This window comes from Flavobacterium beibuense, assembly GCF_004151245.1.
Classification (GTDB): Bacteria; Bacteroidota; Bacteroidia; order Flavobacteriales; family Flavobacteriaceae; genus Flavobacterium; species Flavobacterium beibuense_A.
Window position 1 is genome coordinate 378,695 of sequence record NZ_JUIW01000001.1, and the last position, 15,554, is coordinate 394,248.

Here is a 15,554-nt window from a genome sequence, read left to right on the forward strand (position 1 = left end):
TAGATGTTTAGATCCTTATCCCTGGAGGAAGCATTTCCTTGTATTTGGGATTCTTTTTAAAAAATGCAGCAATTTTTGGATATGTAGGTACCACCCTTAATCTTTTTTCTTCGGCAATTGCCAAAATTTCTTTTAAAAAATCAGAAACTATCTCATCATCTTCATCCACTCCTTCAGGCACATTAATTTTTGTCAGGAAAATTTTCCTCTCCTGGCCTGAGTATTCTACCGACATCATTTTGTTGTCTACCATAGTTTCAAACTGTCTCGAGAATTCGTTGTCTTTAATTTCCATAGTTTTTAGTTAAACTTCATTGGAACCTCAATTACAAGTATTTTAGCCTGTTTGTTTACTTTAATGTCAAAGCTTTCAAACTCTACAATACCATAAGCGTCGCGTTCCCTGATGGTTTCATTATTAATTTCAATTTCTCCCTCTATAAGAAAAAGGTAAACTCCGTTTTCAGGAATTTTTAAGTTATAAGTGGTAGTGGTTCCTGCATCAAAAATACCGAGGTTTAAAAAAGCCTGCTGGTGTATCCATAGGGCATTTCCGTCATTTTTATCCTGTGGGGATACCACGGTAACAAATGCATTTTTATTTTTTTCAAGGTCAAAGCCTTTTTGGTCATATCGTGGGGTAACATTATCTTCTTCCGGGAAAATCCATATCTGCAATGTTTTGGCCTGGTCGGTCTCGCTGGCATTCATTTCGCTGTGCTGTATGCCTGTTCCGGCACTCATTACCTGTACTTCTCCAAATTTCACAGTGGCTTCATTTCCCATACTGTCGCGATGCGTAAGTCCGCCTTCCAAAGGTATGGTAATAATTTCCATATTTTCATGAGGATGGGTACCAAATCCTGTTCCTCCTGCTATAGTATCATCATTTAGTACGCGCAGCATACCAAACTGTACCATATCAGGGTTATAGTAGTTGCCAAAAGAGAAAGAAAAGTTAGCTTTTAGCCAATTATAATTAGCAGTTCCTCTTTTGTTTTTAGGAAATATCCTGTGTCTCATAAATTATTGATAAATTAAAACAGGGCGCAATTTGCGTGTCGATAAAAAAGTTTAATTTTATACAAATTTCGTAATAAAATTTGATAAATAGCGTCTTTTTGACGTTAAAACACAAAGAATGGAGAAGATTCCTGTATATTTTATGCCCGGGCTGGCAGCCAGCCCCAAAATATTTGAAAATATAAAATTACCTGAAGACAGGTTTGAAATGTACTTTTTAGAATGGATTTTACCGGAACCTCATGAATCGTTGGAGAAATATGCCAAACGTGTGGCTGCTAATATCAAACATGAGAACCCGGTGTTGGTTGGGGTTTCCTTTGGAGGGATTTTGGTACAGGAAATTTCACGTATAATAAAAGCCAGAAAGGTTATTATTATCTCAAGTGTTAGATCGAGTCTTGAATTCCCCAGAAGGATGCGTTTTGCAAAAATGACAAAGGCGTACAGGATATTTCCAACTTCATTAATGGAAAAGGTAGACTGGTTGGCCCGTGTGTCTTTTGGTAACAATATGATTACCAGGAAACTTAATTTGTATGAAAAATATATGTCTTTTAGGGATAAGAAATACCTAGATTGGGCGTTTGAAACTGTAATAACATGGAATAGGGCAGAAGCCGATGAAAAAGTAGTACATATACACGGTACTGCCGATGAAGTTTTCCCTGCAAAGTATATTAAAAGCTATATTCCTGTTAAGGGAGGTACTCATATTATGATAGTTAACAAATATAAATGGTTTAATGAAAATTTACCTGCGTTAATAGAGGGTTAGGAACGGTTTTTGTAACTTTACAGTAACCAAAAGAAGAAGAAATTAATCACAAAATACTATACTGAAATGGAATGGATGAAGAAAGCCGGAGTTGTAGCCTCGGTGATATTGGTGGGCGGAGCAACTTTTCACGCTGTAACGGATAAGGAGACAGCAAAAAATCAGGAAAACACTACTACTGAAATTATAAATTACTTTCCTGCTAAGGCAGATTTTGCAGGAGAAGAAGTACCATTGCATATAATAGATGTAAAAGAGAGGCTGGACAGGGAGCTAATGGTAAATGCCAATCTTCATGCTTCTACACTGCTTATTTTAAAGAGGGCTAACAGGGCGTTTCCTGTCATTGAGCCTATTTTAAAAAAGTATGGTGTTCCTGATGATTTTAAATACCTTGCCGTTATAGAGAGCGGACTTGTAAACGCAGTTTCTCCGGCGGGAGCGAGGGGAGTATGGCAGTTTATGCCAGCTACCGGAAGGGAATATGATTTAGAGATCAATGATTATGTAGATGAGCGTTATGATTTGGAAAAATCTACAGAGGCTGCGTGCAGGTATCTTGTGTCGGCTAAATCAAGGCTAGGTTCGTGGACAATGGCTGCGGCATCTTATAATGGAGGTGTTGCAGGGGTGAACAGGCAGGTTGATTTTCAGCAGGAAGGAAATTATTATGATTTATTACTTACTGAGGAAACTTCACGTTATGTGTTCAGAATACTGGCATTGAAAGAAATTATGCAGGATCCGCTTAAATTTAATTTCAGGTTGTTGCCTGATGATTTGTATCCTGTAATTCCTGTAAAGAAAATTCAGGTTAGCTCTTCAATACCCGATCTTGCTGTTTTTGCAAAAGAGCAGGGTGTAAATTATAAGATATTAAAACTGCATAACCCATGGATGAGGGACAGGAAACTGGATGTTAAATCAGGAAAAACATATACAGTAGAAATTCCTTTACAGGGATATTACTAAAATAAAAAAAGAGCGCTTAGCGCTCTTTTTTTATTTTACGGCTATAGTTTCTTTTACTAATTCTTTACCCAATACAATGGTAGAAAGTCCGTCAAGGTAAGAGTTGTAATTTAAGGTATATGCTTTTCTGTAAGTTGTGCGTTTAGGGCTTAGCTTGATACCGCATCGTCTTATGTCTACAATATTTTTGTCTTCGTCAAGGTAAAAACTGGTAGGGAAACCTAATGTATGCTTTATTGAGGCTATTGCCGATTCATCATTTTTATAGGTCTCGTGTGCATAGCATACAGTAATGTTATGGTTAAACTTGCGGGCTATTTTTTTCATGTCATGCCTGCGGTTCCAAAACACTACTACAAATTTTACATCTCTGCCATATCTTTTTGCCAGTTTATTTAAGGCAGGAATTTCTCCTGGGCTGGTAACACACCAGGAGGCGTAAGTAATAAGTATTATGGGTTTTTTCTCTTTACTGAACCTGAATTTTCCCCCGCGTACTTTTTTAAATACAAATTCGTCAAATCTTGTTCCGGTAAGTCTGTTTTCTACAAGGGAGTCAAACAGGAATTTTCCTCGTTCAAAATCACCCTTACGGTAAGCTATTGCGCTTTCACGTTTGTACTGCTTAAGGTCGACCTTTATAGCATCGGAAAAATAATGAAGACTATCGCTCTGACTGTGGCACAGGAGCGGAAAAAGCATAATTACCGTAATTAGTAATAATCTTTTCATAAGCCTTAACAATTTTATTATATAAAAATAGTTAAAATTTATGTAAAATTATATTTTGTTAACGGGAATATACGAAGTGCAAAAAAATCCGCTGAATGACAATTTGTAGGATTCTTTTTATGTAATATGTAGTTTTATATTTATTTTCCAGATAATTATTAATATCTGGAAAATACTGAATTTTTAACTGGATTTTGAATGCTGTTGAGGGGTAATTTTGTATCAGCTTGCTGCTATTGCTTTTATTTCCTTAGTGTCTATATTGAGAGTAAAGTTATTCCATTCCTCATCGGACTGTCCCATGTAATCACTGTATTGCCCGTATATAATATTACTTTCAATTTTCAATATTGTTAAATCATCCGGTCCAATACTGTTTGAATGCCAGGTTGTCCCATCTTTTTCAATAATAGAGATGTTACCATATTCGGTTAAAATTATTCTATCATCAGTAAGTTGGTTTGCATATATCAAAGAACGCCCAAATGTTGAGATGGGTTTCTGTTCATCTGGATTCATGACATAACATATTCCGTTAGCTATTATTACAATATGTTTGTTTAGTTCAAAAGAAACTGTGAGATCGCCATCTCCGTTTTGAAAGTTAGCTATCCATTCCGTATTGTCGGACTTGAAAAATCGTACTGCAAGCTCTTCAGAATAGGTGTTGTTATTCGGGATTGATATGTACATTGGGCCGTAAGGGGGGAGTGATTTTAATATTTCATAGCGCTTCATGTTTCAAATATAAATATTCCTGACGTTTTATAAAATAAAAAAGACCACCTGCTTGGGTGGTCTTTCAATTATAAAAAGTATATTTTAATATCTTCTCATTTGTTGCTGAGGGCCTTTTTTCATTTGTGCCTTCATCATAGCAATCTGGTCTTTAAGCATTCCCTGTTTGTCAAGTTTCTTAGCTTCACTAAGTAGCTTCTCGGCTTCAATCTTTCTGTTTTTTGTCATTGCTATACCTGCGAGGTTAAGTTTTGCCATTGCCAGGTCCTGATTCATGCTAAGTCCAAGCTCTACAGCTTTTTTTAGGTATTTTTCGGCAGCATTAAGGTTTGTTTGCGAAACCATAAGTCCGTGCAGGTAATTGTAATACCCCTGTTGTTTTCTTACTAAGGCCGCTTCAGGATTCTTTATTTTGTTAAGCCATTTAGTAGCTCCCTCAAAATCCTGTTTCCTTAATTTAAGGAAAGCCATAACAATTATTTCGTTTTTAAAATATAGTAAAATGAAGATAAGCGAAAGCAGTATAAGGAAAATACCATTGCCTATATTGTTTTCGGTAAACTGCCATACAGCAGTTATAACTATTAAAGCAGCTAATATCAGCTTAATGTTTTTGTTGAACATAATTATTTTTTAATTTTGTGACTGCAAAGGTAAGAAAATGAATTAAAAATATTTTCCTAAAACCACTTGCAAGAAAAAAAAGTCTTCGTATATTTGCACGCGGTTTTAGGATACCAGATTCTGAAAGCTCGACGAAGATATTCAATTAAGATTTAAAGATACAAAGCAATGAGTAAGAGAACGTTTCAACCATCAAAAAGAAAAAGAAGAAATAAGCACGGTTTCATGGAAAGAATGGCTTCTGCCAACGGTAGAAAAGTGCTTGCTCGCAGAAGAGCTAAAGGAAGACATAAATTAACTGTTTCCAGCGAACCAAGACATAAAAAATAATGTTTTTGTTTAGAAAATATATAAAGGTGTTACTTATTAAGGGTAACGCCTTTTTTTATACCTAAGCGAAATTTTGCCCCCAAATAAAGGGGGATTTTTTTAAAATAATAATAGTAACTTTGCAAAGTTTCTCACACAGGGAACGATAATTACAACTACTTACATATACAATGCCGAAAGACAGTTCTATCAAATCAGTTTTAATCATAGGTTCAGGGCCAATCATCATTGGTCAGGCCTGCGAGTTTGACTACGCCGGTTCACAGGCGGCAAGATCTTTAAGGGAAGAGGGAATTGAAGTAATTCTTATCAACTCTAATCCAGCAACCATCATGACCGACCCTTCGATGGCCGATCATGTGTATCTTAAACCTCTTACCACCAAATCTATTATTGAAATCTTAAAGGCGCACCCGAATATTGATGCAGTACTGCCTACAATGGGAGGACAAACTGCACTTAACCTTTGCCTTGAAGCTGAAGAAAAAGGAATTTGGGCTGATTTTAATGTAAGACTTATAGGTGTTGATATTAACGCTATTAACATTACAGAAGACAGGGAGCAGTTTAAGCAGTTACTTGAAAAAATTGAAATTCCTGCAGCTCCGGCTAAAACAGCTAACTCTTTCCTTAAAGGTAAAGAAATTGCACAGGAGTTTGGCTTCCCGCTTGTAATCCGTCCTTCGTTTACGCTGGGTGGTACAGGGGCAGCTTTTGTACATAAAGAAGAAGATTTTGACGAACTGCTTACACGCGGACTTGAAGCTTCTCCTATCCACGAGGTGCTTATTGATAAGGCACTTTTCGGATGGAAAGAATATGAGCTTGAGTTACTTCGTGATAAGAATGATAACGTGGTTATCATTTGTTCAATCGAAAATATGGACCCAATGGGTATCCACACAGGAGACAGTATTACTGTAGCTCCGGCTATGACCCTTTCTGATACAACTTATCAGAGAATGAGGGATATGGCAATCAAAATGATGCGCAGCATAGGTAACTTTGCAGGTGGATGTAATGTTCAGTTTGCGGTTAGCCCGGATGAGAAAGAAGATATCGTTGCAATCGAGATTAATCCTCGTGTATCACGTTCTTCTGCCTTAGCATCAAAAGCAACAGGTTACCCAATTGCAAAAATTGCTTCTAAGCTGGCACTAGGTTACCACCTTGACGAACTAATGAACCAGATTACTAAGTCGACTTCAGCTTTATTTGAGCCTACACTTGACTATGTAATAGTGAAAATACCTCGTTGGAACTTTGATAAATTTGAAGGTGCAGACAGAACTCTTGGACTTCAGATGAAATCGGTAGGTGAGGTTATGGGTATCGGACGCTCGTTCCAGGAAGCTCTTCACAAAGCTACCCAGTCTCTTGAAATTAAAAGAAACGGTCTTGGTGCAGACGGTAAGGGTTATACCAACTATGAGCAGATTATAGAAAAACTTACTTATGCAAGCTGGGACAGGGTATTCGTAATTTATGATGCAATCCAGATGGGTATACCATTAAGCCGCATCCACGAAATTACAAATATAGATATGTGGTTCCTTAAGCAATATGAGGAGCTTTACACTCTTGAAAAAGAAATATCTACTTTCACTATAGATACTTTACCTAAAGAATTACTTCTTGAGGCTAAGCAAAAAGGATTTGCCGACAGGCAGATTGCCCACATGATGAAATGTCTTGAAAGTCAGGTGTACAACAAACGTGAGGAAATGGGTGTTAAACGCGTTTACAAACTGGTTGATACCTGTGCGGCAGAGTTTAAGGCACAAACTCCTTACTACTACTCAACTTTTGAAGCTGAGATTGAAAAGGCAGACGGTACAAAATATGTATCTAACGAGAGTGCTGTTTCCGACAGGAAAAAAGTTATTGTACTGGGATCAGGCCCTAACAGGATTGGTCAGGGTATCGAGTTTGATTACTCTTGTGTACACGGTGTACTTGCAGCGTCTGAGTGTGGTTATGAAACTATCATGATTAACTGTAACCCTGAAACGGTATCGACCGACTTTGATACGGCAGACAAGCTTTACTTTGAGCCTGTTTTCTGGGAACATATCTATGACATTATCCGCCATGAAAAACCTGAAGGTGTAATTGTACAGCTTGGAGGGCAAACAGCTCTTAAGCTTGCAGAAAAACTTGACAGATATGGTGTTAAAATATTAGGTACAAGCTTTGAAGCCCTTGACCTTGCTGAAGACAGAGGACGTTTTTCTGAACTACTATCAGAATTAAAAATACCATTCCCTAAGTTTGGTGTGGCTGAAAGTGCAGAAGAGGCTTCTAAACTTGCCGATACATTAGATTTCCCGCTACTTGTAAGACCGTCTTACGTACTTGGTGGACAGGGTATGAAAATTGTAATCAACAAGAAAGAACTTGAAGAACACGTTATCGACCTGCTTAAGAGCATTCCTGGTAACAAGCTGCTTTTAGACCACTATTTAGATGGTGCTATAGAGGCTGAGGCTGATGCAATTTGTGACGGAGAAGATGTATATATCATCGGTATCATGGAGCATATTGAGCCATGTGGTGTACACTCTGGCGACAGTAACGCAACGCTACCTCCATTCAACTTAGGAGAATTTGTAATGCAGCAGATAAAAGATCATACTAAGAAAATCGCAGTAGCGCTTAAAACAGTAGGTCTTATCAATATACAGTTTGCAATTAAGGATGATGTTGTTTACATCATCGAGGCAAACCCAAGAGCATCGAGAACGGTTCCGTTTATAGCAAAAGCTTATGGTGAGCCTTATGTAAACTATGCTACTAAAGTAATGTTAGGTGAGAAAAAAGTAAAAGACTTTACTTTTAATCCTCAACTTAAAGGATATGCTATCAAGCAGCCGGTATTCTCTTTTAACAAATTCCCGGGAGTAAATAAGAAACTGGGTCCTGAAATGAAGTCTACAGGTGAAAGTATCCTTTTCATAGAAGATCTTAAAGACGATCAGTTCTACGAACTGTACTCAAGAAGAAAAATGTATCTAAGCAGATAATACCTGGTATATATAAATTAAAAGCCCGCTAAAAGCGGGCTTTTTTTATTATGTCGCCTTTTTTACCATCTCTTTTTGTAGAAATAATTCCAGTGTTTACTTACGGTTAAGTTAATATGATATATTTGTTAAAAATACACGAAACCAACTAGTTAAAAACATGAATTTAATTTTTACCCGAAAGCGTTTGCTTGCTGTTATACTATTGCTGCATGTAATAGTGTTTGGACAGGTTACTTTTACCGATAGTAATCTTCCTATAGTTATTATTAATACGGATATCGATCCTAATACAGGACAGCCTACTGAGATTCCGGACGATCCTAAGGTATGGGCCGATATGAAGATTATTTATCATACTGATGGTACCCGTAATTATATGACCGATCAGGACAACACTGATTTTCTGGATTATGATGCCCGGATTAAGATAGAGCTTCGCGGATCGACCTCACAATTGTTAGAGAAAAAGCAATACGGCTGGACTACGTATGATAATGAGGGGAACAAGCAAAATGTAAGTATATTGGGTATGCCCAGTGAAAATGACTGGATACTTAACGGTCTTGCTTTTGATGCTACACTAATGAGAGATTATCTTATATATAATCTTTCCAGGGAGATGGGGCAGTATGCATCCCGAACCCAATATTGTGAAGTTGTTATTAACGGAAATTACAGAGGATTGTATGTGCTTCAGGAAAAACTGAAGGACGATTCTAAAAGAATCAATATTGAGGAAATAACTGAAGACGACAATTCCGGAGCTAACCTCACCGGAGGTTATATTACAAAGGCTGATAAAACGACAGGTGGAGACCCTGTGGCGTGGGTTATGGCATCGGATGCTCAGGATACCGATTTTATACATGAGCTTCCTAAACCTGAAGATGTTACTGCAGAACAAAATGCATATATACACAGTCAGTTTACCGCATTAGAAACAGCTGCTCATAATAATAATGCTGGTTTGGAAGATGGCTTTCCGTCTATTATAGACGTGCCTACTTTTGTTGACTTTATGATACTTAACGAACTATCATCAAATGTTGATGCCTACCAGATTAGTACCTTTTTCCATAAAGACAGGGGAGGCAAGCTTAGGGCAGGACCGGTTTGGGATTTTAACCTGAGCTTTGGTCATGATGAGTTTGGTGACAGGAGTCACCCGGATATTTGGCAGTTTGATAACGGCGATAATGAAGGGCCGAGATTTTGGAAAGAACTTTTTGAAAATACTGAATTTAAATGTTACCTGTCCCGACGCTGGAATACACTTACAGCAGACGGAAATACATTAAGCTACAACAGTCTTAATGATTTTATTGATGAAACTGTTGATTTGATTAGCGAAGCGGCTGCAAGAGAACAATTACGTTGGGGTACTGTACCTAACCATGCAGCGGAAATAACATCTCTTAAGAGTTTTATTTCAGAAAGGATAGACTGGATAACCGACAACGTAGGTACATTTTCAGCATGTGCCGATGTTGAACTTCCGTCGTTAGTAATAAACAGAATTAATTATCATCCGGGAGAAACAGAAGAGTTTCCTGAGTCGGATGATCTGGAATTCATAGAAATAATAAATACAGGAGCCGAGACAGTTGACCTTACAGGAATATATCTTAGTGAGTTGGGTATATCTTATCAGTTTTCGGCAAATGCTACTCTTGAGGCAGGCGAGGGGCTGTTCTTAGCCAGTAACCCGGAGGTTTTTGAGCAGCGATATGAAACAACTGCTTTTGGTAAGTTTGAACGTAACTTATCAAACAGTACACAACGACTGGTACTGGCTGATGGCTTTGGGAATGTAATTGATGAGGTAGAATATGACGATGATACACCTTGGCCGGACGCAGATGGTAACGGTAGCTATTTAGTACTAACAGACACTTCTCTTGATAACAGTCTTGCTTCAAGCTGGACTGCAGTTGCTGAAGGGGCATTAGGTACAGAAAGCTTTATAGAGTCTGCTAAATTGATACTTTATCCTAACCCGGTAAGTAATATGTTATCGGTTAGAGCCAATACAGATATTGCTGTAATTAATGTTTACGATATTTATGGTAAACTTTTACTGTCGGCAAATCCTACTTCTGTCAATGCAGAAATAGATTTTAGCGTTTATCAGTCTGGTATTTATATGGTAAACATCACTACCGTACAGGGAACAACCAGTAAAAAAGTAATAAAAAGATAGTTTTAATTTTTGTTTCAAATAAAGATCCTGCTGAAAGGCAGGATTTTTTTATTGTATTAAGCAGCAGTTTAAATTCTTTATATTTGAGGAATCCAATTACCATCAATCAATGAATGTTTTTAAAGGAATAATAAACACTAAAGCAAAGACCGACAGTAACACTGGTTTCAGTACAAACCCTTCTACTTATGGAGGCCGTTTTATAAACAAAGACGGTACTGCCAATATAGAAAAGCAGGGAATACCTTTCTTAAGCCGTATAAGTTGGTATCATATGATGCTTAATATGCCGGCTTGGAAGTTTATTGCCTTACTTTTTACTTTTTATGCAGGTATCAATTTCATTTTTGCGGCCCTTTATTACCTGATAGGTTTAGAGTATTTAGATGGGGTAGGTAATTATGGTTCAGAATGGGTGAAGTTTGGTAAGGCTTATTTTTTTAGCGCACAAACATTTACAACTGTTGGATACGGACATATTAGTCCTAATGGTTTTTTTACAAGTGCTCTGGCGGCTACAGAGGCTCTTACAGGGCTTTTAAGCTTTGCTATTGCTACAGGTTTGTTTTATGGTCGTTTTAGCCGTCCTAAGGCTTTTTTAAAGTTCTCAAAAAATGCAGTTATTGCTCCTTATAAAGATATCAATGCTTTTATGATTAGGCTGGCTCCTTATAAAAATACCAACCTTATAGATGCTGAGGCACGTATGACCCTTGGTATGAGTATTAATGAAAACGGACAGATGGTAACCAAGTTTTATACGCTGAATCTTGAGCTCCAAAAAATCAATTCACTTACATTAAGCTGGACACTGGTGCATCCCATTACTGAAGACAGTCCCTTTTACGGTTTTACAAATGAAGATTTTGAAAATACCGAAGGCGAAATTATAGTATATATAAAAGCGTTTGATGATCTTTTCAGTTCTACAGTAGCCACAACCACTTCCTATTTGTTTGATGAGATTGAATATGGGGCTAAGTTTGAGATTATGTATAACGAGAACGAAGATAATACTACAACCATATTGCATCTTGATAAGATAAATGCTCACAGAAAAGCCGAATTAAACAAATACTAATTCATAACTGCAAAATACTAAGTAAGCCATGCCCTATACTAAATAGGGTATAAGTTTTAGGTTTTTATAAAGTTACTTTGTAATGTATAATCACAAAATTTAACTAAGCCAAAAAACGAAAGCTTATGAAAAAATTATTACTATTATCAGCATTAATGGGAACTTTTAGCCTTATGGCTCAAACAACCCATCACATTACTAACTGGGCGATGGGTATTTCTTCCAACGATGCCTCGATGACAATAGACCAGGGTGATACAGTAGAATGGACCTGGAGTGACAGTACTCCTCATACCGTAACTTCTCAGGCGGGTAGTGCAGAGAGTTTTGATAGTGGTATGGTTACAGGTATTGGTCAAACCTATTCACATACTTTTACAGAAATAGGTGATAATCCATACAGATGTAGTTTTCATGCCAGTATGCAGGGTACAATTACAGTACAGGAAGTACTGGGAGTAGAAGATGTAAGTAAGGTTTCGTTTGAATATTTTCCAAATCCTACAACAGATATACTAACAATTAATGCAGCTGATGTTATTGATAATATCGCTGTATATGATATGAGCGGCAAGCTTATCATGCAGGCTTCAAATGCCGGAAACTCTAACAGTAAGATTTATTTTCAGGATTACAATGCAGGTACTTATCTTGTAAAGGTTACAGTAGCAGGGCAAACAAAAACAATATCTGTAGTTAAACAATAAACATCAGTTTTTATTTAATAAAGCAAGTGTGTGTGTGAAAAAAGCCTGTTCGGTATCGAACAGGCTTTTGTGTTATTACTTATAAAAGACTAACAATATTCTATTAGTTTTTTACTCTTTAATAATTTTAGTTGTAAAATATTTTCCGGCACTATCTTTAAGTATAATGCCATAAGTACCTTGTGCAAGATTCTCTACAGGAATCGTATTGTCGGTTACTTGTAATGTACTTACAACTTTTCCGTTAAGGCTATAAATGATTGCACTAACAATTTCATTATTTTGCATATCAACTTTAATATAGCTTTTTGCAGGGTTAGGATAAAGAGTGAAAGGTGTCTTTTGTATTTGCGCAGTTCCTAATGTCTGTCCTTCTGTAACATGAGTAGTTTGGTTAATAGTAGGGTTGTTTATTACATCTATCAAACCAGATGGCCATTTTATAACAAGTTGGTCAACAGTTTCTGTCTGTCCTAAACCAAAATGTACATTAAGTGAACTCATATACTCAAAACTGTCTCCACTTCTAACATCGCGTATCTGTTGTGTCCAGGTTCCTCCTGTAGCGTGTATCTCAACTCTGGCGCCAATACCATTTCGGTTACTTTCATTGCCTTCAAGGGTAATTTTCATCCAGTTATTGTCGTTGCTGTTGTTGAATAGTATTTTATTTCCGTTATAAATATCCAGAAACCCATCATTATTTAAATCTCCTATAGGGCCGCTACCACCAGGCACTAACATAGGAGAGAAAGTCATATCGCCATTATTTAACATGATGGTATTGTTTCCTCCAAAAACGTCAATAAAGCCATCGTTATTAAAATCGTGAGCAAAATGGTCGTGTGTTATCCCATCGAATGATTCAAAACCGGTGCCTGCAGTAACATCCGAAAAAGTTCCATCGCCATTATTATGCATAAGTTTATGATGTCCGGCTATAAATGAGCTGGCACCCACAAAGGCATCCATATACCCGTCATTGTCGTAGTCTCCCCATGCAGATGACCATGTTTGTATCATGTCTGCCATATTAGATTCGTTAGTGTCAGCACTGGCTACAGTGGTAAATACGCCATTTCCGTCATTACGATGTAGTTCATTCATAGCAGCAGGATCTCCGCCACCTCTACATTTTGCAATAAACAGGTCCTGGTCGCCGTCATTATCATAATCTACCCAAATGGAACCATAATTTCCACCTTCGGGATAATCTCCAAGTCCGCCCTGAATAAATTCATAACCTCCTTCTCCGTCATTAAGAAAGTAGACATTTGGCTGAACATCATGGCAAACAAAGGCATCAAGGTTGCCATCGTTATTTATGTCTACAAAATTTGTTCTTTGGGAAAACAGATAAAAGTTTGACGGAGATTCTATAATATCAGAGAAAGCAGTACCGTCTTCATTAGCCAACATAATAGCTGCTCCTGAATCATAGCCATAAAGCAGGTCGTTATAACCATTTTTATCGAAGTCTCCTGCAGCCATACTCCATGAGGGCATAAATACAGTTGAAGGTGCACTAAGTGCTGCACTTGTAAATCCGGATCCGTTTGAGTCTTGATAAAGTACATATACAGTTCCGTTGGAAGGAGCTACGATGTCATCAAGATAATCACCGTTAAGATCGGTAACACATATTTTATAATCGCCATCTATACTTATGTTTTGTGTTGTGAACATAGGTAACTGGAAAACAGTTTCCGTAACGGTGAATATAAAAGCATTTGCCTCCCATCTGTTGTCAAAAGCGATATAATAAGTCTCTCCTGCAACTGCACTAAAAACAACAAGAGATGTAAGGCTGCCTCCGCTATCATCATCACTTGCAATACAGTTTAAGCTGCTGCATTCGCCGGAATATACCATAACCCTGGTGTCATGATTTGGTTGTCCCGGAATGTTAGTAGATATAATAACATTGTGGTCTTCAGTTCCGGTATAGCTATACCATATACCCATAGTAGGTGATCCGTCATCTAAGCAGTTTACAGGAACTTCGCTTCCTGCAGAAAATGTTGCATTATATTGGCCTTCGCCAATAGCAACTGCCTGGTCGCAGCTTTGTTGGGCATGCAAGGTACAGCAGCCCGATAAAGCTAATAGTAAAGTAATTCTTTTAAGCATAGTTTAGTTGATTTGATTTTTGGTCTAAGGGCATGGTTCTTCCATGCTGTTAATCCATTCTTTAAAAAGATCCAGTGCTTCCTGATGCCTTATAGTCCTGCCCAGTAAAGGCATTCTTTCGTTTTCTGCTACAGAGTTTAACCTATAGTACATTTCAGAACGTTCAGAATTACCCTTGGTTATAATGTGAGTTAAAGAATTGTTTATAAATTCTTCCGGCTCTACACATATCCCAAGGTTGGCAGGGTTAGTAGTTTCATTAAACGCTAATCTTATTGGTCGGTAATCGCAATGTGACCCTTCGCGGTGGCAATGGGCACAGTTAATGTCAAGGTATGAACGAACCCTTAGCTCAAGAGGCTGAGTTTCGTCTTGCCAGTCTATAGTAGTAATAATGTTGTCAGGTAAATTGTTTTGTAAATAGCCGGCTTCCACCCATTTTGCTAGTTGGTTTTTACTGCCGTCGCTATAATTAAAAAGTTTGTTTAGGTTTTGTGGTTTAGGCCCTATAGGTACTGTATCGAGTTCTGATTTATGACATGTATAACATTCTACCTTAGAAGGGATTCTGTAATTAGTGGTTTTGGTTTCACCGCTTTCCATCCATGAAATGTTTGTATAACTGCCATTCATGTTAAGAGTTGCCTCGGTTTGAGTGTCATTCCATACATAATTGGCAAAAATCCATTTATCACCTTTTTTAATTAAAAGCCGGGTTTCTATTATTCGGGTCTTATTTTCGGGCAGTACATTGTCATAATAAAAGTTTTTAATGAGTACACTGCCTGAAGGAAAGCTAAGCACTTCGCTGTCGCTGATATATTGCGCCTTTACATTTTCAGGCATCCATACAAACCTTTTTTTGTGAGCATAATCAGTAAATAGTGTACTATTTAAATCATACGGTATTACTCCTTTTACGGGCTTAAGATTTTTAATATCGCCCTCAAAAAAATTATAATCGGATAGTTTGGGATAAGGTACTGCTTCAAGATTCAGGACAACAGGAGAAGGATCTGGTATTTCTGAGTATTCTTCCGCGTCATCTTTTCCACATGAGGAAAAAGCGGTAATTAAAGATATATATAGACATATCTTTACAATAAAGTGTTTTTTCATAGAGTTATATCAGCAATTTTTATAATAATATAACAAATATATAACAAAACACTTACCGAAAAAGAAAAGTGTGTTAAAACTTATGTATTTGATT

The 15,554-nt window shown here is 37.3% G+C and carries 14 protein-coding genes; 7 read left to right on the forward strand and 7 right to left on the reverse strand.

Features of this window, described 5'->3' with window-relative positions; genetic code table 11:
- Positions 1 to 7: 7 nt before the first annotated feature.
- Both NU09_RS01855 and NU09_RS01860 read right to left on the reverse strand, forming a co-directional pair.
- Complete coding sequence (locus tag NU09_RS01855) at positions 8 to 295, reverse strand: GNAT family N-acetyltransferase (protein WP_129749542.1); 288 nt, start codon at positions 293 to 295, stop codon at positions 8 to 10.
- Positions 296 to 300: 5 nt separating this feature from the next.
- Complete coding sequence (locus tag NU09_RS01860; protein WP_129749543.1) at positions 301 to 1,023, reverse strand: pirin family protein; 723 nt, start codon at positions 1,021 to 1,023, stop codon at positions 301 to 303.
- Between the two features lie 118 nt (positions 1,024 to 1,141).
- On the opposite strand from NU09_RS01860, the gene NU09_RS01865 reads away from it, so the two are divergent.
- Positions 1,142 to 1,801 carry an alpha/beta hydrolase gene (locus NU09_RS01865; RefSeq protein WP_129749544.1) on the forward strand — a complete coding sequence of 220 codons (660 nt, stop codon included), beginning with the start codon at positions 1,142 to 1,144 and terminating at the stop codon, positions 1,799 to 1,801.
- Positions 1,802 to 1,867: 66 nt separating this feature from the next.
- On the forward strand, positions 1,868 to 2,773 hold the full coding sequence (locus NU09_RS01870; protein ID WP_129749545.1) for a lytic transglycosylase domain-containing protein: 906 nt from the start codon (positions 1,868 to 1,870) through the stop codon (positions 2,771 to 2,773).
- Positions 2,774 to 2,803: 30 nt separating this feature from the next.
- On the opposite strand, the gene NU09_RS01875 is transcribed toward NU09_RS01870, so the two are convergent.
- From NU09_RS01875 to NU09_RS01885, 3 genes are all read right to left on the reverse strand, one after another.
- Positions 2,804 to 3,505 (reverse strand): TlpA family protein disulfide reductase, encoded by a 702-nt coding sequence (locus NU09_RS01875; protein WP_129749546.1) that lies wholly within the window; start codon positions 3,503 to 3,505, stop codon positions 2,804 to 2,806.
- Positions 3,506 to 3,727: 222 nt separating this feature from the next.
- Entirely contained in the window at positions 3,728 to 4,243 is a 516-nt protein-coding gene (locus tag NU09_RS01880; RefSeq protein WP_129749547.1) for a hypothetical protein, read from the reverse strand.
- Positions 4,244 to 4,327: 84 nt separating this feature from the next.
- Entirely contained in the window at positions 4,328 to 4,867 is a 540-nt protein-coding gene (locus NU09_RS01885; RefSeq protein WP_129749548.1) for a DUF2892 domain-containing protein, read from the reverse strand.
- A gap of 168 nt (positions 4,868 to 5,035) precedes the next feature.
- Here NU09_RS01885 and rpmH point away from each other — a divergent pair, with 168 nt between their 5' ends.
- The 5 genes from rpmH to NU09_RS01910 all read left to right on the forward strand — a co-directional run bounded on the left by rpmH (position 5,036) and on the right by NU09_RS01910 (position 12,211).
- Positions 5,036 to 5,197, forward strand: a complete 162-nt coding sequence (gene rpmH, locus NU09_RS01890) for a 50S ribosomal protein L34 (protein WP_026979292.1) — start codon at positions 5,036 to 5,038, stop codon at positions 5,195 to 5,197.
- A 170-nt stretch (positions 5,198 to 5,367) separates the two neighbouring features.
- Complete coding sequence (gene carB, locus NU09_RS01895; protein ID WP_129749549.1) at positions 5,368 to 8,220, forward strand: carbamoyl-phosphate synthase large subunit; 2,853 nt, start codon at positions 5,368 to 5,370, stop codon at positions 8,218 to 8,220.
- 160 nt (positions 8,221 to 8,380) lie between these two features.
- Positions 8,381 to 10,423, forward strand: coding sequence for a CotH kinase family protein (locus tag NU09_RS01900; protein ID WP_129749550.1), 2,043 nt, complete (start codon positions 8,381 to 8,383; stop codon positions 10,421 to 10,423).
- A gap of 109 nt (positions 10,424 to 10,532) precedes the next feature.
- On the forward strand, positions 10,533 to 11,504 hold the full coding sequence (locus tag NU09_RS01905; RefSeq protein ID WP_129749551.1) for an ion channel: 972 nt from the start codon (positions 10,533 to 10,535) through the stop codon (positions 11,502 to 11,504).
- A gap of 125 nt (positions 11,505 to 11,629) precedes the next feature.
- Positions 11,630 to 12,211 (forward strand): T9SS type A sorting domain-containing protein, encoded by a 582-nt coding sequence (locus tag NU09_RS01910; protein ID WP_129749552.1) that lies wholly within the window; start codon positions 11,630 to 11,632, stop codon positions 12,209 to 12,211.
- Between the two features lie 111 nt (positions 12,212 to 12,322).
- On the opposite strand, the gene NU09_RS01915 is transcribed toward NU09_RS01910, so the two are convergent.
- Positions 12,323 to 14,341: an FG-GAP-like repeat-containing protein gene (locus NU09_RS01915; RefSeq protein WP_129749553.1), complete on the reverse strand. Its 2,019-nt coding sequence runs from the start codon at positions 14,339 to 14,341 to the stop codon at positions 12,323 to 12,325.
- Positions 14,342 to 14,365: 24 nt separating this feature from the next.
- Positions 14,366 to 15,460 (reverse strand): hypothetical protein, encoded by a 1,095-nt coding sequence (locus NU09_RS01920; RefSeq protein ID WP_129749554.1) that lies wholly within the window; start codon positions 15,458 to 15,460, stop codon positions 14,366 to 14,368.
- Positions 15,461 to 15,554: the final 94 nt, after the last annotated feature.

Bases quoted from the DNA above. Each gene is read 5' to 3' on its own strand.
- NU09_RS01885 (WP_129749548.1), bottom strand. From the start codon at position 4,867: ATGTTCAACAAAAACATTAAGCTGATATTAGCTGCTTTAATAGTTATA.
- carB (WP_129749549.1), top strand. From the start codon at position 5,368: ATGCCGAAAGACAGTTCTATCAAATCAGTTTTAATCATAGGTTCAGGG.
- NU09_RS01875 (WP_129749546.1), bottom strand. From the start codon at position 3,505: ATGAAAAGATTATTACTAATTACGGTAATTATGCTTTTTCCGCTCCTG.
- NU09_RS01910 (WP_129749552.1), top strand. From the start codon at position 11,630: ATGAAAAAATTATTACTATTATCAGCATTAATGGGAACTTTTAGCCTT.
- NU09_RS01855 (WP_129749542.1), bottom strand. From the start codon at position 295: ATGGAAATTAAAGACAACGAATTCTCGAGACAGTTTGAAACTATGGTA.
- NU09_RS01865 (WP_129749544.1), top strand. From the start codon at position 1,142: ATGGAGAAGATTCCTGTATATTTTATGCCCGGGCTGGCAGCCAGCCCC.
- NU09_RS01915 (WP_129749553.1), bottom strand. From the start codon at position 14,341: ATGCTTAAAAGAATTACTTTACTATTAGCTTTATCGGGCTGCTGTACC.
- NU09_RS01900 (WP_129749550.1), top strand. From the start codon at position 8,381: ATGAATTTAATTTTTACCCGAAAGCGTTTGCTTGCTGTTATACTATTG.
- NU09_RS01905 (WP_129749551.1), top strand. From the start codon at position 10,533: ATGAATGTTTTTAAAGGAATAATAAACACTAAAGCAAAGACCGACAGT.
- NU09_RS01860 (WP_129749543.1), bottom strand. From the start codon at position 1,023: ATGAGACACAGGATATTTCCTAAAAACAAAAGAGGAACTGCTAATTAT.
- NU09_RS01920 (WP_129749554.1), bottom strand. From the start codon at position 15,460: ATGAAAAAACACTTTATTGTAAAGATATGTCTATATATATCTTTAATT.
- NU09_RS01880 (WP_129749547.1), bottom strand. From the start codon at position 4,243: ATGAAGCGCTATGAAATATTAAAATCACTCCCCCCTTACGGCCCAATG.
- NU09_RS01870 (WP_129749545.1), top strand. From the start codon at position 1,868: ATGGAATGGATGAAGAAAGCCGGAGTTGTAGCCTCGGTGATATTGGTG.
- rpmH (WP_026979292.1), top strand. From the start codon at position 5,036: ATGAGTAAGAGAACGTTTCAACCATCAAAAAGAAAAAGAAGAAATAAG.